At 63.8% G+C, this 22322-nt stretch carries 18 protein-coding genes and 1 pseudogene; 13 read left to right on the plus strand and 6 right to left on the minus strand.

Annotation, left to right across the window (positions count from 1 at the left end; genetic code table 11):
* Nucleotides 1-48: 48 nt before the first annotated feature.
* Nucleotides 49-830: pseudogene (locus WHT83_RS25400) on the plus strand (DeoR/GlpR family DNA-binding transcription regulator).
* A 52-nt stretch (nt 831-882) separates the two neighbouring features.
* Here WHT83_RS25400 and WHT83_RS25405 read toward each other — a convergent pair.
* Nucleotides 883-1542 carry a dihydrofolate reductase family protein gene (locus WHT83_RS25405; protein ID WP_268738129.1) on the minus strand — a complete coding sequence of 220 codons (660 nt, stop codon included), beginning with the start codon at nt 1540-1542 and terminating at the stop codon, nt 883-885.
* Nucleotides 1543-1757: 215 nt separating this feature from the next.
* Between WHT83_RS25405 and WHT83_RS25410 the strand changes: the two genes are divergently transcribed.
* On the plus strand, nt 1758-4235 hold the full coding sequence (locus WHT83_RS25410) for an FAD-dependent oxidoreductase (protein WP_341878457.1): 2478 nt from the start codon (nt 1758-1760) through the stop codon (nt 4233-4235).
* A 58-nt stretch (nt 4236-4293) separates the two neighbouring features.
* Here the strand turns inward: WHT83_RS25410 and WHT83_RS25415 are convergent, their stop codons facing one another.
* A complete protein-coding gene (locus WHT83_RS25415) occupies nt 4294-4623 on the minus strand; it encodes a multidrug efflux SMR transporter (protein WP_341878458.1) in 330 nt (109 codons plus the stop codon).
* Nucleotides 4624-4625: 2 nt separating this feature from the next.
* Complete coding sequence (gstA, locus tag WHT83_RS25420; protein ID WP_341878459.1) at nt 4626-5252, minus strand: glutathione transferase GstA; 627 nt, start codon at nt 5250-5252, stop codon at nt 4626-4628.
* A 139-nt stretch (nt 5253-5391) separates the two neighbouring features.
* On the opposite strand from gstA, the gene WHT83_RS25425 reads away from it, so the two are divergent.
* Nucleotides 5392-6300 carry a LysR family transcriptional regulator gene (locus WHT83_RS25425; protein ID WP_341878460.1) on the plus strand — a complete coding sequence of 303 codons (909 nt, stop codon included), beginning with the start codon at nt 5392-5394 and terminating at the stop codon, nt 6298-6300.
* 14 nt (nt 6301-6314) lie between these two features.
* Here the strand turns inward: WHT83_RS25425 and WHT83_RS25430 are convergent, their stop codons facing one another.
* A complete protein-coding gene (locus tag WHT83_RS25430; protein ID WP_341878461.1) occupies nt 6315-7937 on the minus strand; it encodes an ABC-F family ATP-binding cassette domain-containing protein in 1623 nt (540 codons plus the stop codon).
* Between the two features lie 184 nt (nt 7938-8121).
* Between WHT83_RS25430 and WHT83_RS25435 the strand changes: the two genes are divergently transcribed.
* Nucleotides 8122-8505: a YciI family protein gene (locus WHT83_RS25435; protein WP_341878462.1), complete on the plus strand. Its 384-nt coding sequence runs from the start codon at nt 8122-8124 to the stop codon at nt 8503-8505.
* 100 nt (nt 8506-8605) lie between these two features.
* Nucleotides 8606-9397: a hypothetical protein gene (locus tag WHT83_RS25440; RefSeq protein WP_341878463.1), complete on the plus strand. Its 792-nt coding sequence runs from the start codon at nt 8606-8608 to the stop codon at nt 9395-9397.
* Between the two features lie 17 nt (nt 9398-9414).
* On the opposite strand, the gene WHT83_RS25445 is transcribed toward WHT83_RS25440, so the two are convergent.
* Nucleotides 9415-10284 carry a LysR substrate-binding domain-containing protein gene (locus WHT83_RS25445; RefSeq protein ID WP_341878464.1) on the minus strand — a complete coding sequence of 290 codons (870 nt, stop codon included), beginning with the start codon at nt 10282-10284 and terminating at the stop codon, nt 9415-9417.
* A 141-nt stretch (nt 10285-10425) separates the two neighbouring features.
* On the opposite strand from WHT83_RS25445, the gene WHT83_RS25450 reads away from it, so the two are divergent.
* The 8 genes from WHT83_RS25450 (at nt 10426) to WHT83_RS25485 (ending at nt 21679) form a co-directional block, all read left to right on the plus strand.
* A complete protein-coding gene (locus WHT83_RS25450) occupies nt 10426-12093 on the plus strand; it encodes a Na/Pi cotransporter family protein (RefSeq protein ID WP_341878465.1) in 1668 nt (555 codons plus the stop codon).
* Nucleotides 12094-12213: 120 nt separating this feature from the next.
* Nucleotides 12214-13416, plus strand: coding sequence for a 2-aminoethylphosphonate--pyruvate transaminase (locus WHT83_RS25455; protein ID WP_341878466.1), 1203 nt, complete (start codon nt 12214-12216; stop codon nt 13414-13416).
* 31 nt (nt 13417-13447) lie between these two features.
* A complete protein-coding gene (gene phnA, locus WHT83_RS25460; RefSeq protein WP_341878467.1) occupies nt 13448-14704 on the plus strand; it encodes a phosphonoacetate hydrolase in 1257 nt (418 codons plus the stop codon).
* A 13-nt stretch (nt 14705-14717) separates the two neighbouring features.
* Nucleotides 14718-16175, plus strand: coding sequence for a phosphonoacetaldehyde dehydrogenase (phnY, locus tag WHT83_RS25465; protein WP_341878468.1), 1458 nt, complete (start codon nt 14718-14720; stop codon nt 16173-16175).
* 166 nt (nt 16176-16341) lie between these two features.
* Nucleotides 16342-17178, plus strand: coding sequence for a DMT family transporter (locus WHT83_RS25470; protein WP_268738140.1), 837 nt, complete (start codon nt 16342-16344; stop codon nt 17176-17178).
* Between the two features lie 228 nt (nt 17179-17406).
* The gene (locus WHT83_RS25475; protein WP_108610246.1) at nt 17407-18429 is read left to right on the plus strand and encodes a putative 2-aminoethylphosphonate ABC transporter substrate-binding protein; all 1023 of its coding nucleotides are present in this window, start codon (nt 17407-17409) and stop codon (nt 18427-18429) included.
* Nucleotides 18430-18501: 72 nt separating this feature from the next.
* Nucleotides 18502-19665 carry a putative 2-aminoethylphosphonate ABC transporter ATP-binding protein gene (locus WHT83_RS25480; protein ID WP_183263972.1) on the plus strand — a complete coding sequence of 388 codons (1164 nt, stop codon included), beginning with the start codon at nt 18502-18504 and terminating at the stop codon, nt 19663-19665.
* 1 nt (nt 19666) lies between these two features.
* A complete protein-coding gene (locus WHT83_RS25485; RefSeq protein WP_341878469.1) occupies nt 19667-21679 on the plus strand; it encodes a putative 2-aminoethylphosphonate ABC transporter permease subunit in 2013 nt (670 codons plus the stop codon).
* Nucleotides 21680-21681: 2 nt separating this feature from the next.
* Here WHT83_RS25485 and maiA read toward each other — a convergent pair whose 3' ends face one another.
* On the minus strand, nt 21682-22317 hold the full coding sequence (maiA, locus tag WHT83_RS25490) for a maleylacetoacetate isomerase (protein ID WP_341878470.1): 636 nt from the start codon (nt 22315-22317) through the stop codon (nt 21682-21684).
* Between the last annotated feature and the right edge of the window lie 5 nt (nt 22318-22322).

A 22322-nucleotide genomic window follows, 5' to 3' on the forward strand; every position in this document is an offset into this window, starting at 1 on the left:
TGCAACATCTTCTTGCCAATGTGGCGGCATTGCCGCCACATTGGCCGCATGTCCGACTCGCAGAACCACAAGGCGCTCGCGCCGCGCCGCCACGACGAGATCCTCAGGCGTCTCGCCGCCGACGGCTCGGTCGGCATCACCGAGCTTGCAGCCTTCTTCGACGTCTCGCGCGAGACCATCCGCCGTGACATGAAGTTCCTGGCCGAGCGCGGCCAGCTCGACCTCGTCCATGGCGGCGCGACCCTGTTCGAAGCAACAGAGCCGGCGCTCACCCTGCGCAGCCAGGAGAATGCCGGCGGCAAGGCCGCTATCGGCCGGGCGGCGGCGGCATTGGTCGAGAACGGCATGGTGGTGTTCCTCGATTCCGGCACCACCACGCTCGCCGTGGCGCATGCGCTTACCGGCAAGCAGAACCTGACCATCTGCACCACCAGCCTGACGATCGCCCTGCATATGTGCCGCCAGCCGCATGTGCGCGTCCACATGCTGGGCGGCGAGATCGACCCGTCGGAAGAGGCTGCCGTCGGCATCGACGCGCTCGACGCCATAAGCCGCTTCCGCATCGACGTTGCCTTCCTCGGCGCCGGCGCGCTGTCGCCCGACGGCGAGGTCACCGACTTCACCCGCAACGGCGCCGAGCAGCGCTCGCGCATGGCGGCCACCGCCGCTCGCGCCTATTTCGTGCTCGACAGCTCGAAGTTCGGCCGGCTGACGCCGCTGCGCATCCAACGCTTCGAGCTTGCCGCCGGCATCATCGTCGACGCCCCTCCCCCGCAGCGATGGTGGAGGCACTGGAGCGCAAGGGACCGAAGGTGATCGTCGGCGAATAGCCGACCTGGGGGAGCGGCGAGGCTGCCGCTCCGCGTTTGCCCGGCCCGACGATCAGGTCAGCTTCCGCCGCCGTTCCAGTTCAGCCTCGGTCGGGGTCTCGAACTCGAACGAGCCGGTGACGATGTCGCCGTCACGGATGTACTTGTTGACCGTCACGCCGGTGCCGGAAACCTTCGACGACACCAACTTCAGCGCCGCCGGCAGGGCGGCATCGCCGAACAGGCGCTTGCCCTTGCCCAGCACCAGCGGGAAGATCGAGATGTTGAGCTCGTCGACGAGGTCGCCGGCGAACAGGGTCTTGAGGAAATCCGTCGAGCCCTGGGTCAACAGGTCGGGACCGTCCCCGGCCTTCAGCTTGCGCACGGCGGCGACTGCGTCCGGGCCGAGTGAATGGCTGTTTTGCCAGCCGAGCTTCAGGTCAGGATTGCGGGTGGCCACATATTTGTTGATGCGGTCGAACAGCGGGCCGATGGGATCGTCCGCATCGACATAGGGCCAATGCGCGGCAAAGATGTCGTACGTCTTGCGCCCAAGCAGCAGGTCGAACGGCCTGGCGAACATCTCGCCCACCGCCTCGGTCATCGTGTCGTCGAAATAGGGCGCCGCCCAGCCGCCGAGTTTGAAGCCGCCGATCGGATCCTCGTCGGGTCCGCCGGGTGCCTGCATGATGCCGTCGAGGCTCATGAATGCACCCACCACGATCTTTCTCATGTCTGATCTCCTCATCGCACCTGCCGACTGTACGCCTTGAAGACGTTCGGCGGAGACTCGTTCCGACAGGGTCGGGAAAAAATTTCTGGACTCTGCACCGCGCGGTCCCTGCCTCGTCGGGTTCCAGGCATATGTGATTATTTGTTGCATTTAATGTTGCATTTTGTTGCGACCACGCTAAGGTAGCGACCATCACCTTGGGAGGTCTTTTCATCATGGCGCAGGAATTCCCGACGCAGGCACGCGTCGTCATTGTCGGCGGCGGCATCATCGGTTGCTCGGTCGCCTATCACCTGACAAAGCTCGGCTGGACCGACGTCGTGCTGCTCGAGCAGGGTCAGCTCAGCGGCGGCACCACCTGGCATGCAGCCGGTCTGGTCGGGCAATTGCGCAGCCACGCCAACATGACGAGCCTGATCAAATATTCGACCCAGCTCTACAGCGAGCTTGAGGCCGAGACGGGCCTTGCCACCGGCTGGAAGAACTGCGGCTCGCTGTCGGTGGCCCGCAGCGCTGACCGCATGACGGTGCTGAAGCGCACCGCGGCATCCGCCCGCGCACAGGGCGTCGACATTGAGGTGATCTCGGCCAGGGAAGCGCAGGAGAAGTGGCCGGTCATGGCCATCGACGACCTCGTCGGCGCCGTCTGGCTGCCCGGCGACGGCAAGGCCAACCCGACCGACCTGACCCAGTCACTGGCCAAGGGCGCACGCAACCGCGGGGCGCGGGTCATCGAACGTGTCCGCGTCACCGGCATCACCGTCAAGGACGGCAAGGCCTGCGGCGTCGAGACCGACAAGGGAAACATCGCAGCCGAGATCGTGGTCAACTGTGCTGGCCAGTGGGCGCGCAAGGTCGGCGCGATGTGCGGGGTGACGGTGCCGTTGCATTCGGCCGAGCACATGTACATCGTCACCGGCAAGATCGAGGGCGTGCATCCGGACTTGCCGGTGCTGCGCGATCCAGACGGCTACATCTATTTCAAGGAAGAAGTCGGCGGCCTCGTCATGGGCGGCTTCGAGCCCGAGGCCAAGCCGTGGGGCATGAACGGCATCCCCGACGATTTCGAGTTCGCACTTTTGCCCGACGACTGGGACCAGTTCGAGATCTTAATGCAGAACGCATTGGTGCGCGTGCCGCAGTTGGAGACTTCAGAGGTCAAGAAATTCTACAACGGCCCCGAAAGCTTCACCGCCGACAACAATTTCATCCTCGGCGAAGCGCCGGAGCTGAAGAACTTCTTCGTCGGCGCCGGCTTCAACTCGATGGGCATCGCCAGTGCCGGCGGCGCGGGTCGGGCGCTGGCCGAGTGGATCGTCAACGGTGCCGCGACCATGGACCTGTGGCCGGTCGACATCAGGCGTTTCGCCGGCTTCAACAACAATCCGCGCTGGCTGCACGACCGCGTCAAGGAAACGCTCGGCCTGCACTACGCCATGCCGTGGCCGAACCGCGAACTCGACACGGCGCGGCCGTTCCGCCGCTCGGCGCTCTACGACCGGCTGGCCGCCAGGGGCGCCTGCTTCGGCTCCAAGATGGGCTGGGAGCGCGCCAACTGGTTCGCCGCGCCGGGCGAGAAGCCGGAGACCGAATATTCCTTCGGCCGACAGAACTGGCATGGTGCCGTGCAGCGGGAGATGAAGGCCACCCGCGAGGCCGCCGGCATCTTCGACCAGACCTCCTTCGCCAAGATCATGGTGCAGGGCCGCGACGCAGCCTCCGTGCTCAACCGCATCTGCGCCGCCGACGTCGACGTCGAGATCGGCCGCTCCATCTATACCGGCCTGCTCAACGAGCGCGGCGGCTATGAGAGCGATCTGACAGTGATGCGGCTTGGCCGCGATAAGTTCCTCATCGTCACCGGTTCGGCCCAGGCCGTGCACGACGCCGACTGGATTTCGAAAAATATCCCCGAGGACGCACATGTCACTCTGACCGACGTCACCTCATCCTATGCGGTGCTGGCGCTGATGGGCCCTCGCTCGCGCGACATCCTTGCCAAGCTAACCTCGGCGGATCTCTCCAATGCCGGCTTCCCGTTTGCCAGTATCCGCGAGATCGACATCGGCTATGCCACCGCCTACGCCAACCGCATGACCTATGTCGGCGAGCTTGGCTGGGAGCTGATCGTGCCGACCGAATTCGCCGTCGGCGTCTATGAGGCGCTGCATGAGGCAGGACACGAACACGGCCTGTCCGACTGCGGCTACTACGCGCTGGAGGCGCTGCGCATCGAGAAGGGCTTCCGCGCCTGGAGCCGCGAGCTGACCCCCGACATCAACCCGTTCGAGGCTGGCCTTGCCTTCGCCGTGTCGATGGACAAGCCGGGCGGCTTCATCGGCCGCGAAGCGCTGATCGAAACGAAGGCCAAGGGCAAGCTCACCCGCCGCATCGTGCAGTTCACGCTCGACGATTCCGCCCCCATGCTGTGGGGTGGCGAGCTGATCCTGCGCAACGGCAAGCCGGTCGGCGAAGTGCGCTCGGCGTCTTACGGCCACACGCTCGGACGCTCGGTGGCGCTCGGCCTGCTCGACAATGCCGAGGGCGTCGACAAGGACTTCATCGAAAACGGCCGCTTCGAGATCGACCTTGCCGGTGAACGCCACACCGCTACCGCCCATCTCAAGGCGCCCTACGACCCCAAGTCCGAGCGCGTGAGAGCGGACAGCACCGACCTGCGCGAAGCCGCCTGATCATTTACCCTACCCACCCCGACTGCCCCTCCCATCGCGGAGGGGCTTTTCTTTGGCGTCAGGCCTCAGCCAGCTTGAGCATGGCGATGCCAGCAAGCACGACAACGACCCCGCCCAAACGCAACGGCCCAAGCGTCTCGCCAAACAGCACGACGCCCATGATGACGGTGCCGGCAGCGCCTATGCCAGTCCACACCGCATAGGCGGTGCCGACGGGCAACGCCTCCAGCACCCTGCCGAGCAGGTAGACAAAGGCTGCCAGCAGAAGCACCGAGACGATCGACCAGCCAAGGCGGGTGTAGCCTTCGGCATATTTCATCGACACCGCCCAGGCGACATCGAGAACGCCGGCTACCACAAGCAGGGTCCAGGCAAGTCCCTGGTTCATGGTCAGGCCGCGAGCTTCATGCCTTCGGCACGCATCGCTTCGCGCACCGTCGGCCGTGCGCCGACACGGTCCATGTAGGCGCGCAGCCGCGGGAAGGCGGAAAGATCGACCTTGGCGAAGCCTGACCAGCCGACGATGGTGAAGAGATAGGCGTCGGCCGCGCTGAAGGTCTCGCCCATGAGGTAGGGGCCGGTGCCTGCCAGATGGCTTTCGACAGAGGCGAGGCGTTCGGCGATCTTGCCGCGCGCCACCTCCTGCGCCTGGGCGCCGTATTCGGGATGGAACAGCCAAGGGCTGTACATCTTGTGTAGTTCGGAGGCGACGAAGTTGAGCCAGGACTGCAGCTCGTAACGTTCGCGCGTGCCGGCCGCAGGGGCCAGCTTCGCTTCCGGCCTGAGGTCGGCAAGATATTGCACGATCGCCGCGCCCTCGGTGAGCAGCGAGCCGTCGTCGAGTTCGAGCACCGGCACGTAGCCGTTTGGATTCACCTTGGTGAAGTCGTGGCCTGTCGAGGTGACATGCGGCTTCTTGAAGATGTCGACGCGTTCGATGTCGAGCGAAATGCCCGCTTCGAGCGCCACGATATGGGGCGACAGCGAGCAGGTGCCGGTGGCGTAATAGAGCTTCATGATCTGTCCTCTCGGATTTTTGACCGTGCGGTCGTTGCTTCCAGGGAAAAAGCTAGCTCTTGCGTTGTCGCAATGCTCATTGGGTTTTCGCCAGCATCGCTTGCATGACTGCAAGCACCGGCCGTGCTAGAAAGCAGGCATGGAAGACTGGAACGAACTTAGGCTTGTGCTGGCGGTGGCCCGCGCCGGCAGCCTCACTACGGCGGCCGGACTGCTCGGCATCGACCACTCTACCGTGTTTCGCCGGCTCAACGCGCTTGAGCAACGGCAGGGAGTGCGCGTGTTCGAGCGCCTGCCTGGCGGTACATACCAACTGACACCGGCAGGCGAACGCATGGCCGCTGCCGCAGAGCGCATGGAAGATGAGGCGCTGGCGCTGGCGCGCGACATCGCCGGCGCCGATGGCCGGCTGTCCGGGCGGTTGCGTGTCACGTCGTCGGAAACGCTCGCCTGTAGCAGGCTGACGAAGCACCTTGCCGAATTCCGCGCCGTCCATCCCGGCATCGTCGTCGAACTCGCCATCGACAACCGCGTGCTCAGCCTGTCGCGCCGAGAAGCAGATGTCGCGCTGCGGCCGATCCGGCCGAAAGAGGGCGACCTCTGGGGCCGCAAGCTCGCCGGCGTCGCCTGGACGTTCTTTGCCTCGCAAGCCTATCTCGACATCAACGGCGGCCCGATCGGCGAAGCTGCGGCGCTGGGCGCACATGCATTGATCGGCTGGGAGGAAACCGCGGGCGGCATCATGGCCGCGGACTGGCTGGAACAGTACGTCTCGGCGAGCAGCTTCGTCTACCGCACCAACAGCCTGGTCAACCATTCGGTGGCGGCCAAGGCCGGCATCGGGCTTGCGCTGCTGCCCTGCTATCTCGGCGACAATGAGCCGGGCCTCGTGCGTGCGCTGGCCGAACCGATCGAGGAACTCGCCGGCGAACTTTGGATCGTCACCCATCAGGATCTGAAGGGCACGGCTCGTGTCCGCGCCTTCTTCGACGTCGTCGGCGAAGGGTTGGCGCGCGAGCGCGACCTGTTCGAAGGTCGTGCCAACTAGGCTGTCAAGCTAGATCAGTGCCTCAGGCCGGGCGCTTCCTGGCCGGTGCGCTCGACATATTCGACATAGCCGCCGCCATACTGGTGGACGCCGTCAGGCGTGATCTCCAGCACCCGGTTCGACAGGGCAGCAAGGAAATGGCGATCGTGCGACACGAACAGCATGGTGCCTTCGTATTGTGCAAGCGCTGCGATCAGCATCTCCTTGGTGGCGATGTCCAGGTGGTTGGTCGGCTCGTCGAGCACCAAAAGGTTGGGCGGGTCGAACAGCATGATCGCCATCACCAGGCGCGCCTTTTCGCCACCCGACAGTACCCGGCACTTCTTCTCGATCTCGTCGCCGGAGAAGCCGAAGCAGCCGGCGAGCGCGCGCAGCGGCGCCTGCCCCGCCTGCGGGAAGGTGTATTCCAGCTGCTCGAACACGGTGCGGTCGCCATCAAGCAGGTCCATGGCGTGCTGGGCGAAATACCCCATCTTGACGCTTGGGCCGCGGGCGACCGTGCCGTCGTCGGGCTCGGAGGCGCCGGCAACCAGCTTCAGCAGCGTCGACTTGCCGGCGCCGTTGAGGCCCATGATGCACCAGCGTTCCTTGCGGCGGACCTGGAAGTCCAGGCCTTCATAGATGCTGCGACTGCCATAACGCTTGTGCACGTTCTTGAGCGTGACCACGTCCTCGCCCGAACGTGGCGCCGGCTGGAACTCGAAGGCCACCGTCTGGCGACGCTTGGGCGGCTCGACGCGATCGATCTTGTCGAGCTTCTTGACCCGGCTCTGTACCTGGGCTGCGTGGGAGGCGCGCGCCTTGAAGCGCTCGATGAACTTGATCTCCTTGGCCAGCATCGCCTGCTGGCGCTCGAATTGTGCCTGCTGCTGCTTGTCGGCAAGCTGACGCTGCTGTTCGTAGAATTCGTAGTCGCCGGAATAGGTGGTCAGCGAGCCGCCGTCGATCTCGATGATCTTGTTGACGATGCGGTTCATGAAGGCGCGGTCGTGCGAGGTCATCAGCAGCGCGCCGTCGTAGCCCTTGAGGAAATCCTCCAGCCAGATCAGGCTTTCAAGGTCGAGATGGTTGGACGGTTCGTCGAGCAGCATCACGTCGGGCCGCATCAACAGGATGCGGGCGAGCGCCACGCGCATCTTCCAGCCGCCCGACAGCTTGCCGACGTCGCCGTCCATCATTTCCTGGGTGAAGCTCAGGCCGTCGAGCACCTCGCGGGCGCGGCCGTCGAGCGAATAGCCGTCCAGTTCCTCGTAGCGCGCCTGCACCTCGCCGTAGCGTTCGATGATGGCGTCCATCTCGTCGGCGCGGTCGGGGTCGACCATAGCCGCCTCGAGCTCGCGCATTTCGGCTGCGACCTCGCTCACCGGCCCGGCACCTTCCATGACCTCGGCCACCGCACTGCGGCCCGCCATTTCGCCGACATCCTGGTTGAAATAGCCGATGGTGATGCCGCGCTCGGTGGAGACCTGGCCTTCGTCGGGCAGTTCTTCGCCCTTGATCATGCGGAAAAGCGTCGTCTTGCCGGCGCCGTTGGGGCCGACGAGGCCGATCTTCTCCTGCTTCTGCAGCGTGGCCGAAGCCTCGATGAAAAGCAGCCGGTGGCTGTTCTGCTTGCTGATGTTCTCGATGCGGATCATGGAAACCAAGGCCTGGGAGGGGGAGTTGCGGCGGCTTATGGCACGCGCGCGCGCCGAGCGCGAGAGCTCTCTGTCGGGGCATAGCAGCGCATGGGAAAATGGGCCGTCGGTCGCGGCGCTTGCCCGCGGGCAGTCGAACCCAATACTGTGCCTCCGAGATGTACAGACAAGCGAGAGGCAGCGCATGTTGTACGCAATCCTGGCATATCACGCCGAGGGCGTGGTCGAATCCTGGACCGAGGAGGAGGATGCGGCCCTGATGAAGGATCTGCTCGAGGTCAACGACCGCCTCGTCCGCGAGAAGCATCTGGGCCCGGCGGCGCGCCTGGGGCCGACGGAGAGCGCGGTGACGCTGAGGGGCAGAGGGCTCGGCCTCGTCACCGACGGTCCCTTTGCCGAGACCAAGGAGCAGTTGCTCGGTTTCTACGTCGTGGACTATCCGACGATGGACGCGGCGGTTGCGGCAGCGCGCGAGCTCCGCTCAGCCAACCCGACCGCCGTGTACGAAATCCGGCCGATTTCGCTCTATCTCCCCGGCACCCCGATAGAGACGCGGGAAGAACACTAGGCCCTTTGGACTTGCCGTGCTCCCCACTGGCATTGTGCCATCCAGCGGTGTGGGTTAGCCTCGGCTGAAGCCGACAGTCGGTCCCTCACCGTCCAGCACCATGGAAATCCTCTACGGGTTCGGGTTCCTGATACTGTTCATCGTGGCCGCCATTTGCGGGGTGGCGCTGCGCGTGCGCCTGCATGAAGACCATCTGTCGCAAGGCAACATGGATGCACTGCGGCTGGTGACGGGACTTCTCGTCACCTTTGCCGCACTGGTTCTCAGCCTGCAGCTATCGACGGGGAAGCAGGCTTTCGACGCGGCCAACAAGGACCGTTCGCTCTATGCCGCAAGACTGGCCCGGCTCGACCAGTGCCTGCGCAATTTCGGCATCGAGATGGAGCCTGCAAGGCGGATTCTTCGCCGATACACCGCCGCCGTCATAGCCAGCACCTGGACGAGCGAGCCCGCGCCTGTGGTCGACGGCATGCCTGATATCAGCAAGATCGCCGCAAGCGGCGAGGACCAGGGCCTGAAGGCGCTCATCAACGAGGTTGGATTGATAGTGGACGGGCTGACGCCATCGGATGCCTTGCACACCAACATGGCTGCCAGGTGCCGCAGCGATTACACCCTGGTGCAGGAGAGCCGCTGGGCGGTCATCGAGGATGCCAACGGCGTCTCCCGCGGTTCGTTCAGCCGCATCGTCAGCGTCTGGCTGGCGCTGGTATTCCTGAGCTTCGGGTTGCAGATTCCGCGCAAGATGCTGGGCGCCGTCGTGCTAACCATCGGCGTGGTGGCCGTCGCCAGCGTCATGTTCGTCATCATCGACCTCCACATCCCCTATGGCGGCATGTTCGGCATCACCAGCTCTGCGATGCGCGAGGCCCTGGCCGACATGACGAGATAGTCGGGACTGCCAGCCCGTCAGCCCGCAGCCATCGACCGGGCGATGTCGAGGAACACGCGCACCAGCTTGCCGCCGCTGCGCTCCTTGAGGCAGATCAGCGCCTCGTCCATCAGCATTTCGGGTGCATCGATGGGGATCTGCACCAGGCGCGCGTCCTGGCCGAACTCGGCCGCCGAGACGAAGCCTATGCCGGCGCCTGACGCCACGATCTCGCGGACCGCCTCGCGCCCCTCCGCCTCGATCGCCGGCTTGAATTCGAAGCCTTCCTTGGCGGCCAGGTCTTCCAGCTTGGCCCTGGTCTTCGAACCACGCTCGCGCATGACCAGCGGCAGCAGCGACAGTTCATGCAGCGACAGCGACTTGGCCGCCGCCAGCGGGTGGTCCGTCGAGACGAACGCCACGATCGGCGTCGAGTTGAGGTTCACCACCTCGAAATCGCGCCCGGTCGGGATTTCGCCGAGCACGCCGATGTCGGCCTCGTAGCTGTAGAGGCTGGAGATGACGGTCTCGGTATTGCCGGCACGAACCGAAACCTGGATGCCGGGATATTTCTGCCGGAACTGGCCGAGAATGTGCAGCAGGTGATGGGCGGCGTCGGCGACGATGCGCAATGTGCCCGAACGCAGCGCGCGCGATTCCGACAGCAGTTCCAGCGCCTGCTGCTCGGTGTCGAACATCCGCCGCGTGATCTCGAGCAGTTGCTGGCCTGCGGCCGTCGGCGTCACCTGCTTCTTATGGCGGTTGAAGAGCAAAACATCGTATTCTTCCTCGAGCTTGCGCACCTGGTCGGAGATCGCCGGCTGGGTAAGAAACAGCGTCTCGGCAGCGCGCGAAAAGCCGCCGCAAATCGCGACATAGTGGAATGCTCGAAGCTGTACGTAGCGCATACTCGTTCCCTGACGTGGGGGCAGAATAGCAATAAACTCAGCCAATACAAATATCGAAACTAACGATTTGATTTATGTTCACAACGGCCGAGGATAGGGCAAGCGCCACAGCTGCGCGCTTGCAATCGGAGGCTCGCGGCCATGCAATTCATGTTCATCCTGCTGCAACTGGCAGGCGCCATCATGCTGCTTTTATGGGCCGTGCGCATGGTGCGCACAGGCGTCGAACGCGCGCATGGCGCAGTGCTGCGCGAAGCGCTGCGCGGCGCGACCAGGGGGCGGGTGCGGGCGGCAGCCGCAGGCACCGTGCTCGCCGTCATGCTGCAGAGCGCCACCGCCGTGGCAGTGCTCGCCTCAGGCTTTGCTGCGACCGGCGTGATGACCGTCTCGGGCGGGCTCGCGGTGATGCTCGGTGCCGACGTCGGCTCGGCGCTGGTGGTGCAAGCGCTGTCCTTCGACCTCAGCTGGCTGGTGCCGCTGCTGCTCTTTGCCGGCGCAACGCTGTTCCTCAAGGTCGAGGCGCGGATCGTCAAGCAGACCGGACGCACCCTGCTCGGCATCGCCTTCATCCTGATCTCGCTGCGCATGGTCGGCGAAGCGACGGCGCCGATGCGCCACAGCGCGTTGTTGCCGATGGCGGTCGATTACCTGCGCAGCGATCCGGTAACGGCCTTTGCCGCCGCCGCCCTGTTCACCTGGCTGATCCATTCCAGCGTCGCTTCCGTGCTGCTGTTCATGTCGATGGCGGCGCAAGGCGTGCTGCCGGCCGAGGTGGCGCTGCCGATGATTCTCGGCGTCAATCTCGGCGCCGGCCTCGTCGCCGTCGGGCTGACTCGCGGCCAGGCCATCGATGCCCGACGCATCCCCGTTGGCAACCTGATCTTCCGCGCCACAGCTGCAGTCGCGATCCTGGTTGCCCTGCAACTGGTGGAACTGCCGATGGCCTGGTTCGGCGAAAGCGCCGCGCGCCAAGTGGTCAACATGCACCTAGCCTTCAACCTTGCTCTGCTGGTCCTGTGCCTGCCCTTCACCGGCCCGATGGAGCGGCTGGTCCGGCTCATCCTGCCGGACGCGCCAGCCGGGCAGGAAAGCTTCGACCTGATGTCACGCCGTACAAGTGCGCTCGACAGGACAGTCATCAAGATGCCGAGCGTGGCTCTCGCCTGTGCCACGCGCGAGGTGCTGCGCATGGCCGAGGTGGTGGAGATCATGCTGCGTCCGGTGATGGATCTTTTCGAATCCGGCGACCGGGCGCGTGTCGACCAGGTGCGCAAGCTCGACGACGAGGTCAACCGCGCCCACACCGACATCAAGCTCTACATTGCCGAGGTCAACCGCGGGACGATGACCCAGGACGAGGCGCGGCGCGGCATCGAGCTCACCGACCTTGCCATCAATCTCGAGCATGCCGGCGACATCATCGCCAAGAACCTGCTCGTGCTGGCCGAGGAGAAGAGCGACAAGAGGCTGAGCTTTTCCCGGGAGGGGTGGTCGGAGCTGACCGTGCTGCATGACCGGGTGCTGGCAAACATGCAGATCGCCATGAACGTGCTGGTATCCGGCGATCTCGAGGCGGCGCGCCAGCTGGTGGTCGAGAAGGAGCGCATGCGCAGGCTCGAACGCGACAGCCACGAACGCCATCTCAAGCGCCTGCAGTCGGGCACTCCGCAAAGCATCGAGACCAGCGACATCCATCTCGAGGCGGTGCGGGCGCTGAAGGAGTTCAATTCTCTGCTGGTGTCGGTCGCCTATCCGATCCTGACCCAGAGTGGCGACCTGCTGGAAAGCCGGCTTGCCAGGACCGCCTGACAGTTGTCGACGATCATCGTTTTAGCTTATCGAAGAATACAAAATAACGATTTTACATATGGATCGAAGAGACCCAAGGTGAGGTCGAACCAAACATCTGAAGACGGCGAGGAGAAAGAAATGCTGTCCGAACACAAGCTTGCAGCCGCAGCCCCCTTCCCTGCCCCGGCGCTGGGCGAGCCCTATTTGCTGACCCCCGGTCCACTGACGACCTCCTATGCCGTCAAGCAGGCAATGCTGCGCGACTGGGGCTCATGGGACGGCGACTTCAGGGCGATGACGGCCGAGATGCGCCAGCGGCTTCTGGCCATGCTCGGCGACGGAAACGGCGAATTCGACTGCGTGCCGATGCAGGGCAGCGGAAGCTTCTCCGTCGAGGCGATGCTCGGCTCCTTCGTGCCGCGGGATGGCAAGGCGCTGGTTCTGGTCAACGGCGCCTACGGCCAGCGCATCGTCCAGACGCTCGGCTATCTCGGCCGCGACCATGTCGCCATCGACAAGGGCGACTACATGCCGCCACGCGGCGATGAAGTGGCCGCAGCGCTCGATGCCGATCCGGCCATCAGCCACGTCATCCTGGTCCACTGCGAGACCAGTTCAGGTATCCTCAATCCGGTCGCCGAAATCTCCGAAACCGTCTACGCCAAGGGCCGCAAGTTCCTCGTCGACTCGATGAGCGCGTTTGGCGCGATCCCGCTCAACGTCAGCGAAATCCGCTACGAGGCGATGGTGTCGTCGGCCAACAAGTGCATCGAAGGCGTGCCCGGCTTCGGCTTCATCATCGCCCGCAAGAGCGAGCTTGAAGCTGCCAAGGGCCGCAGCCACTCGCTCAGCCTCGACGTGCACGCCCAGTGGGCGCACATGAACAAGACCGGCCAGTGGCGCTACACGCCGCCGACGCATGTGGTCGCCGCTTTCCTCGAGGCGCTGCGCCAGCACGAGGCCGAAGGCGGCGTCGCCGGTCGCGGCGCCCGCTATATCAGAAACCGCGACGTCATGGTTTCAGGCATGCGCGAGCTCGGCTTCGAGACGCTGCTCAAGGAGCGCTGGCTGTCGCCGATCATCGTCACATTCTTCAACCCGGCCCATCCGGACTTCGCCTTCGACCGCTTCTACGAACTGATGAAGGAAAAGGGCTTCATCATCTATCCGGGCAAGCTGACCGTTGTGGACAGCTTCCGCGTCGGTTGCATCGGGCGGATGGACGAACACGTCATGCGCAAGGTGGTGGAAGCCGCCGGACAGTCGCTGCACGAAATGGGCGTCGACACCGCGGCTCCCCCGGCCGCCGCAATTGCCGAGCGCGCCAAGCTCGCCGCCTGATAACAAGAAGATTACAAAGGACCCTCCCCCCATGAACAAGATGACCACGATCAACGTCAGCGCCAACGGCCGCAACTACGAATGGCCGCGCGTGCCGGCGATTGCCATCTGCCTCGACGGCTGCGAGCCGGCCTATCTCGACGAGGCGGTCAAGGCCGGCCTGATGCCCTCGCTCGAAAGGATCCGCGCCAAGGGCACCGAGCGCACCGCCCACAGCGTCATCCCGAGCTTCACCAACCCCAACAATCTGTCGATCGCCACCGGCCGGCCGCCGGCCGTGCACGGCATCTGCGGCAACTACCTCTACGAGCGCGAGACCGGCAAGGAAGTGATGATGAACGACCCGCGCTTCTTGCGCGCGCCGACCGTCTTCCAGGCCTTCTACGACGCCGGTGCCCGCGTTGCCGTCGTCACCGCCAAGGACAAGCTGCGCGCGCTGCTCGGGAGCGGCCTGAAGTTCGACGACGGCCGCGCCATCTGCTTTTCGTCGGAGAAGTCCGATGTCTCGACCAAGACCGAGCACGGCATCGACAACGCGTCGGCCTGGCTCGGCAAGCCGGTGCCGGAAGTCTATTCGGCCGAACTGTCGGAGTTCGTCTTCGCCGCCGGCGTCAAGCTGTTGAAGGAATTCAAGCCTGACGTGATGTATTTGACCACGACCGACTACGTGCAGCACAAATATGCGCCCGGCGTGCCGCAGGCCAACGCCTTCTACGAGATGTTCGACAAGTATCTCGGCGAGCTCGACGCACTCGGTGCCGCCATCGTGATTACCGCCGACCACGGTATGAAGCCCAAGCACAAGGCCGACGGCACCCCTGACGTTGTCTATGTCCAGGACCTGCTCGACGAGTGGCTGGGCAAGGACGCCGCTCGCGTCATCCTGCCGATCACCGATCCTTATGTCGTCCATCACGGCGCGCTCGGTTCGTTCGCCACCGCCTATTTGCCCGAGGGCGCCGACCAGGCCGGCATCATGAAGCGCCTCGCCGCCATCGAAGGCATCGACGTCGTCATCGACAACGCCACCGCCTGCCAACGCTTCGAACTGCCGTCGGACCGCATCGGCGACATCGTGCTGGTCTCCACCGAGAACAAGACCATCGGCACCAGCGAACATCGCCACGATCTGGCGGCACTGAACGAACCGCTGCGCTCGCATGGCGGTCTGACCGAACAGGCTGTACCCTTCATCGTCAACCGCAAGCTGCCGACGCTCCCCAACGAGCCGGTTCTGCGCAACTTCGATGCGTTCCACTATGCCGCCATGGCGGCGGCGTTGGCGTGAGGGAGGACCTGTGATGGTCAAGGCTGAAACAACCTTCAAGGTGCGCCACGAGCCGATGCGCATCGCCGGACGCAAGGTCGACGCCGATGGCGTCGTCAACGTCCACTACCCCTACACCAATGCGGTGATCGGCACAGTGCCGGCGGGGCGTACCGAGCACGCCCGCCAGGCTTTCGACATCGCCGCCAACTACCGCTCGAAGCTGACACGCTACGAGCGCCAGCAGATCCTGTTCCGCACGGCCGAGGCACTTGCCGCGCGTAAGGAGGAGATCTCCGACGTCATCACGCTGGAGCTCGGCATCTCGAAGGTCGACTCGCTCTACGAGGTCGGCCGCGCCTATGACGTGTTCACGCTGTCGGCGCAGATGTGCATACAGGACGATGGCCAGATCTTTTCTTGCGACCTGACCCCACACGGCAAGGCGCGGAAAATCTTCACCACGCGCGAGCCGCTGAAGGCGATCTCGGCGATCACCCCCTTCAACCATCCGCTCAACATGGTGTCGCACAAGGTGGCGCCGGCGATCGCCACCAACAACTGCGTGGTGGTCAAGCCGACGGAGCTGACGCCGATGACGGCGTTGATCCTCGCCGACATCCTCTATGAAGCCGGCCTGCCGCCGGAGATGCTGTCGGTGGTCACCGGCATGCCTGCCGACATCGGCGCCGAGATGATCACCAACGAGAATATCGAACTGATCACCTTCACCGGCGGTGTGCCGGTGGGCAAGCTGATCGCCCGCACCGCCGGCTACAAGCGCCAGGTGCTGGAGCTCGGCGGCAACGATCCGCTGATCATCCTCAACGACCTCTCCGACGACGATCTCGCCAAGGCGGCCGATCTGGCGGTCGCGGGTGCCACCAAGAACTCGGGTCAGCGCTGCACCGCAGTCAAGCGCATCCTGTGCCAGGAAAGTGTCGCCGACCGTTTCGTGCCAATGGTTCTGGAGCGGGCGAAAAAGATCAGGTTCGGCGACCCGATGGACCGGACGACCGATCTCGGCACCGTGGTCCACGAGAAGGCAGCGGCACTGTTCGAAAACCGCGTCTACATGGCCGCCGAGCAAGGTGCCGAAGTGCTCTACGACCCCGGCCGCAAGGGCGCGCTGTTGCCGCCGATCGTCGTCGATCGCGTGCCGCACAAATCCGAACTGGTCATGGAAGAGACCTTCGGGCCGATCATTCCGATCGTGCGCGCTCCAGACAACGACGACGAACTGATCGCGCTGTCCAACTCCACCGCCTTCGGCCTTTCATCAGGCGTCTGCACCAACGATTTCCGGCGTATGCAGAAATACATCGCCGGCCTGCAGGTCGGCACGGTGAATATCTGGGAAGTCCCGGGATATCGTATCGAGATGTCGCCATTTGGCGGGATCAAGGATAGCGGCAACGGCTACAAGGAAGGCGTCATTGAAGCGATGAAGAGCTTCACCAACGTCAAGACCTTCTCTTTGCCCTGGGCCTGAGCCACTTGTCTTAAGCCGGCAAATCAGATGAGTGTCGATGAGGGGGCGTTCGCGCTCCCTCATTTGCGTGGAGGGGAAATGCTGCTGCCGACTTCCAGGAAGCGTCGCCTGACCAGGGTCTCGCCTCGATCCCTTCTTCCCCTGACCGCCCTGAAAGCCTGAACGCATGTCCGGCTTTGCCCTTACCATCGTCCTGATCGCGGCATTCCTGCACGCCAGCTGGAATGCCGTGGTCAAGGCGGCGACCGATCGCGCTGTCGTTCTCGCCGCCGTCTCGGCCACCCATGCCACGCTCGGCACGGTGCTGGTCTTGTCGGCGCCGTCGCCATCGATGGAAAGCTGGATCTACATCTTGCTTTCCACTGTCATCCACTACGGCTACTACGTCTTCCTGTTCCAGTCCTACCGGCTCGGCGACTTGAGCCAGGTCTATCCCATCGCGCGGGGATTGGCTCCGGCCCTTGTCGCCTTCGGCGCCTATGTGATGATCGGCGAGACGCTACCGCCGCTGGGCTGGGCTGGGCTTGCCGCCGTCACCTTCGGGATCGCTTTCCTCGCCTTCCAGCGCGGTGCAGCGAACGCCGATCCACGTGCCGTGGGCGCCGCGGCCATCAACGGCATGCTGATCGCGTCTTATTCGGTCATCGACGGCATCGGTGTGCGCCTGTCCGACAGTCCGTTCGGCTATATGGGCTGGCTGTTCCTGCTCGAATTCCCGGTCACGTTGTTCGTGCTTTTCCGCCGGCGCGGCGCCATCCGGATCATCGATCGCCGCACGATCGGGCTCGGGCTGATCGGCGGGCTCGGTGCGGTCACGGCCTATGGACTTGTCATCTACGCCAAGACCATTGCCCCCTTGGGAGCTGTCTCCGCCGTACGTGAATCGAGCGTCATCATCGCTGCGCTGATCGGCCTCTTCATCTTCGGCGAGAGGCCATGGCAGGCACGTATCGTCTCAGCTGTGATCGTCGCCTGCGGCGTCGTTGCTCTGGCTTTTTCCTGACTGTTTCATCTCCCGGCAACCGCCCGGTCATATGCCTGATACACAGGCATGCAGATCATAAGCTGAGGCTACAGTATCATAAAAAGAATAGATTTTACTTATTGACCCCTCGTTCCCAGTATCAGCCTTGGACGAGGCGCAATCGGGGCAATCGCGGCACGCGCATCCCGGCTCAAACCTCTCCCAATCAGAACGTGCCTAAGCGATTCAAATGGGAGCCAGATATCCATGAACCAGAAGAAAAACTTCGTACTTGCTGCTGTTGCCACCATGCTGATGTCCTCGGCTGCCTGGGCGGAGACCGAGCTTACCGTCTACACGGCGATCGAGGCTGAAGACCTCAAGCGTTACGCCGAGACGTTCAACCAGGACCACCCCGACATCAAGCTCAATTTCATCCGCGACTCGACCGGCGTCATCACCGCCAAGCTGCTGGCCGAGAAGGACAATCCGCAGGCCGACGTGGTCTGGGGTCTCGCCGCCACCTCGCTTCTGGTTCTCAAGTCCGAAGGCATGCTGGAAGCCTATGCGCCTAAAGGCGCCGACCAGCTGAAGCCCAATTTCGTCGACACAGACACCCCGCCAAGCTGGGTCGGCATGGATGCCTGGGCGGCATCGATCTGCTTCAACACCGTCGAGGGCGGCAAGCTCGGCCTGACCGCGCCGAAGAGCTGGAAGGACCTCACCAAGCCTGAATACAAGGGCCATGTCGTGATGCCGAACCCGGCTTCGTCGGGCACCGGCTATCTCGACGTATCGAGCTGGCTGCAGCTATTCGGCGAGAAGGATGGCTGGACCTATATGGACGGCCTGCACCAGAACGTCGCCGCCTACACCCATTCCGGCTCCAAGCCATGCAAGATGGCGGCCGCCGGCGAGACGGTGATCGGCATCTCCTTCGAATTCCGCGCCGCTAAGTCGAAAGCCGAAGGCGCACCTATCGACATCATCATCCCGGAAGAAGGTATCGGCTGGGACATGGAGGCGTCGGCCATCGTCGCAGGCACTGCCAAGGAGGAAGCCGCCAAGACGTTGCTCGACTGGTCGGTCTCGAAGAAGGCCAATGAGATGTACAATGTCGGCTATGCGGTCGTGGCCATGCCCGGCGTCGCCAAGCCGGTGCCGCACCTGCCCGCCGACATCGAAGGCAAGATGATCAAGAACGACTTCGAATGGGCAGCCAACAACCGAAACACCATCCTCGAGGAATGGACCAAGCGCTACGACTCGAAGTCCGAGCCGAAGAGCTGACATAGCCGCCTCGACAGACGGGCGCTGCCTAGTGCAGCGCCCGCGCCCTTGCCCCCAATCCGGATGGTTACGATGAGACACGAAACCCTCGCCGGGCAGCCGCGAATTCCGACTGAAGTGAGCGCCATGACCGCCGCCAGCCTGAACGTGAAGCCAGCCTATCTCAAGATCGCAAACGTCTGGAAAGCCTTCGGCGACTTCCATGCGCTGAAGGACATATCGCTCGACATCAGGGAGGGCGAGTTCGTCTGCTTCCTCGGCCCATCGGGCTGCGGCAAGACCACGCTTCTGCGCGCGGTTGCCGGCCTCGACCTGCAGACGCGCGGCTCGATCCATCAAGGTGGCAAGGACGTTTCCGCGCTGCCGCCGTCGCAGCGCGACTACGGCATCGTCTTCCAGTCCTACGCGCTGTTTCCCAACCTGACGATCGCCAAGAACATCGCCTTCGGCCTCGAAAACACCAAGCGCCCGCGCGCCGAAATCGACAGCCGCGTCACCGAACTGCTCAAGCTCGTCGGCCTGGCCGACCAGGGCAACAAATACCCCGCGCAGCTTTCCGGCGGACAGCAGCAGCGCATTGCACTCGCACGCGCCATTGCCATCTCGCCCGGCCTGCTGCTGCTCGACGAGCCGCTGTCGGCGCTCGATGCCAAGGTGCGCACCCATCTGCGCCACGAAATCAAGGAACTGCAGCGCAAGCTCGGCGTCACCACCATCATGGTCACCCACGACCAGGAAGAAGCCCTGTCGATGGCCGACCGCATCGTGGTGATGAACCATGGCGTCATCGAGCAGATCGGCACGCCGACAGAGATCTACCGCCACCCGGCAACGCTGTTCGTCGCCGACTTCATCGGCGAGGCCAACAAGTTCGAGGCGAAGGCGGCCAATGGTGCCGCCGTCGGCTTCGGCGCGGCAAGCTTCAGCTGCACGCAGCACGGCTTCGATGACGGCGCGCCCGTCATCGCCGCGATCCGTCCGGAGGACGTCATCCCCCATGCCATCAACTCGCTTGCCAACGGCGCTGCCACCAACACCATCGACGTCACCATCAGCGAGATGGAATTTCTGGGCTCGTTCTGGCGGACCCGGCTGCACGGCCACGCGCTCGGCAACGAAACACTGATCGCAGATTTCTCCATCAATGCCGCCCGCCGCCTGTCTCTGACGGAAGGCGTGCAGCTTACCGTCGAGCTGCCGGCCGAGAGGCTGCTGATCTACCCCCGGGGCGCCTGACATGGCGATGACAATCGACACCGCCCTGCCAGTCGGCCGCGCGCTCAGGCTCAGGCTCGACCGTGACGAATTGATCAAGCGCGGTCTGATGGTCGTGATCGCGCTCTATCTCGTGGTCGCGCTGGCGGCCCCGCTCGCGATCATGCTGTCCAAGTCGTTCTCGACCTACAGCTTCGACCTCGCCAGGTTCGAGTTCCAGGTCTCCGACAAGGACGGCAACTGGAGTAAGCCGACCACGGCGGAAGCGCTAAACAAGGCACTCAATGCAGTGCCCCCGGCCAAGCTCGCCACCAATTCGGACGGCCGTCTCCAGGCGACCAGCTTCTTCCCGGACTTCAGCTTCCGCAGCCCGGTGAAATACAAGATCCGCGGCACGACTACCGATGCTGCATATCTCGTCGGCCTCAAGCTGCAATCGGGCACGGAATGGCAGGAACTGACGTCCAATGATTTCCGCCGCGTGATGCTGCGGCCGTCGCGGGCGCTAGGCTTCGAGAACTACGTTGCCTATTTCTCGACCCCGACTTTGTTCCGCTCTATCGAGAACTCGGTCTTCATCGCCTTCATCAGCACCATCGTCACCGTCGGGCTCGCCTTCGGTTTCGCCTATGCACTCAACCGCAGCTGCATGCGCTTCAAGGATGCCTTCAAGCTGGTAGCAATGGTGCCGATCCTGGTACCGTCGTTGCTGCCCGGCATTGCGCTGATCTACCTCTTCGGCAATCAAGGCCTGCTCAAGGATCTCTTGATGGGCGTGCCGATCTACGGGCCGCTCGGCATTGTCGTCGGTTCGGTCTTCTTTGCATTTCCGCACGCCATGCTCATCATATCGACAGCGCTGGCAATCTCCGACCAGCGCCACTACGAGGCGGCAGCCTCGCTCAGGGCCAGCAGCTGGCGCACATTCTGGACCGTCACCATCCCCGGTGCGCGCTACGGCCTGATCTCGGCGGCCTTTGTCGTGTTCACGCTCGTCATCACCGATTTCGGCCTGCCCAAGGTCATCGGCGGCCAGTACAACGTGCTTGCCGTCGACATCTACAAGCAGGTCATCGGCCAGCAGAATTTCGAGATGGGCGCTGTCGTCTCAGTCATCCTGCTCGTTCCGGCCATCGCCGCCTTCATCGTCGACCGCATGGTGACGAAGAAGCAGGTAGCGTTGCTGTCGGCCCGCTCGGTGCCCTACCAGCCCAATCCGAACCGCGGCTTCGACACGCTGTGCTTTGCCTGGTGCTCGCTTGTCGCCATCTTCATCCTCGGCATCATGGTGACCAGCCAGTTCGCAGCGTTGGTAAAGCTCTGGCCCTATGACCTCAGCCTCAGCCTCAAGCACTTCGCCTTCGACCGCATGGACGGCGGCGGCTGGGGCTCCTACTACAACTCGATCCGGCTGGCCGCGCTGACGGCGGCCATCGGCACGGTCATCATCTTTGTCGGCGCCTACATGGTCGAAAAGACCGACGGCTTCCGCAGCGGGCGCACGGCATTCCAGTTCCTGGCCATGCTGCCCATGGCGGTGCCGGGCATGGTGCTGGGCCTCGCCTACATCTTCTTCTTCAACGATCCAGCCAATCCGCTGCACGCCATCTATGGCACCATGACCATCCTGGTGGTCTGCACCATCACCCACTTCTACACGGTGGGCCACCTGACCGCGCTGACGGCGCTCAAGCAGATCGACCAGGAATTCGAACCGGTGGCCGCGTCGCTCAAGCAGCCCTTCTACAAGCTGTTTGCCCGCGTCACCGTTCCGGTCTGCCTGCCGGCGATCCTCGACATCTCGATCTACATGTTCGTCAATGCCATGACGACCGTGTCGGCAGTGGTGTTCCTCTATTCGAAGGATACGACACTGGCGTCCGTCGCCGTGCTCAACATGGACGACGCAGGCGACGTGGCGCCGGCGGCCGCGATGGCGATGATGATCTTCTATACCAACGCGGCGGCTCGCCTGATCCACATGTTCCTGTCCAAGGCGCTGATCAAGCGCACCCAGGCCTGGCGGATGCGGTAGGGCTACGGCTTGACCCGGTCGGGATGGGCCTTGGCGAAAGCGTCGAGTTGCTCGCACCGACTAGCTATGTCGAGAACACGCGGCATCGCCGACAGGTCGATGTTCCAGCGCCGCGCGTTGTAGACCTGCGGCACCAGGCAGAAATCAGCCATGGTCGGTGTGTCACCATGGCTGAATTGCCCGGTCGAGGGATGGTCGAGCAGTTTCTCGAAGGCGGCCATGCCATCACCGATGAACTTCTGCATCCAGGCATCTCGCGCAGCCTCGCCGTCCGGCGCGAGCCGCATCAATTCGGCCACCACGCCAGTGTTGCAGACCGCGTGGATTTCCATGGCGATGGCGTAGGACAGCTGGCGCACGCGCTGGCGCCCAACAGGATCGGACGGCAGGAAGCCAGCGCGCCGCGTCTCGTCGAGGTATTCGATGATCGCCAGCGACTGGGTGAAGGCGTGGCCGTCGATCTCCAGCACCGGCACGAGCCCTTGCGGGTTACGCGCCAGATGCGCCGATGATTTCTGGCCCTTGGCCAGCAAGTCGACGGACACCGAACGAAATTGCTCGCCCAGCATGTTGAGCGCGATGCGCACGCGGTAGCTCGCAGACGAGCGCCAATAATCGAACAGGACAGACTCGCTCATGACGG

It is taken from the genome of Aminobacter sp. P9b, assembly GCF_045345995.1.
GTDB lineage: Bacteria > Pseudomonadota > Alphaproteobacteria > Rhizobiales > Rhizobiaceae > Aminobacter > Aminobacter niigataensis.